1 protein-coding gene is annotated in these 1,074 nt (G+C 66.7%); it reads right to left on the bottom strand.

Features of this window, described 5'->3' with window-relative positions; all coding sequences use genetic code 11:
• Positions 1-1,074, bottom strand: a 1,074-nt coding sequence (sufB, locus tag AC0CYZ_RS31410) for a Fe-S cluster assembly protein SufB (protein WP_472222150.1), incomplete at both ends; no start/stop codon positions are given.

Genomic DNA, 1,074 nt, shown 5'->3' with positions numbered 1-1,074 from the left:
GCGTACTCCATGGGCAGCTCGCGCGCGATGGGCTCGACGAACCCGCGCACGATCATCGCCATGGCCTCGTCCTCGGTGAGGCCGCGGGACATCAGGTAGAAGAGCTGGTCCTCGCTGACCTTCGAGACGGTCGCCTCGTGGCCCATCGTCACGTCGTCCTCGCGGACGTCGACGTAGGGGTAGGTGTCGCTCCGGCTGATCGTGTCGACCAGCAGCGCGTCGCACTTCACCGTCGACCGCGAGTGGTGCGCGCCCGTGTTGACCCGGACCAGCCCGCGGTAGGAGGTCCGGCCGCCGCCGCGCGCCACCGACTTCGAGATGATCGTCGAGGACGTGTGCGGCGCGAGGTGCACCATCTTGGCGCCGGCGTCCTGGTGCTGGCCCTCGCCGGAGAAGGCGACCGAGAGCACCTCGCCCTTGGCGTGCGGGCCCATCAGCCAGACGGCCGGGTACTTCATCGTCACCTTGGAGCCGATGTTGCCGTCGACCCACTCCATCGTCGCGCCCTCTTCGGCCTTGGCGCGCTTGGTGACGAGGTTGTAGACGTTGTTCGACCAGTTCTGGATGGTCGTGTAGCGGCAGCGGCCGCCCTTCTTCACGACGATCTCGACGACCGCGGAGTGCAGCGAGTCCGACGAGTAGATCGGCGCCGTGCAGCCCTCGACGTAGTGGACGTAGGCGTCCTCGTCGACGATGATCAGCGTCCGCTCGAACTGGCCCATGTTCTCGGTGTTGATCCGGAAGTAGGCCTGCAGCGGGATGTCCACGTGGACGCCCTTGGGCACGTAGATGAACGAGCCGCCGGACCACACCGCGGAGTTCAGCGCGGAGAACTTGTTGTCCCCGGCCGGGATCACCGAGCCGAAGTACTCCTCGAACAGCTCCGGGTGCTCGCGCAGCCCGGTGTCGGTGTCCATGAAGATGACACCCTGCTCCTCGAGGTCCTCACGGATCTTGTGGTAGACGACCTCGGACTCGTACTGGGCCGCGACGCCGGAGACCAGGCGCTCCTTCTCGGCCTCGGGGATGCCGAGCTTGTCGTAGGTCGACTTGATGTCCTCGGGCAGGTCGTCC

The organism is Actinomycetospora sp. (assembly GCF_055612215.1).
The sequence above is the reverse complement of the archived record's forward strand: the minus strand, read 5'-3'. Positions and strand labels throughout refer to the sequence as shown.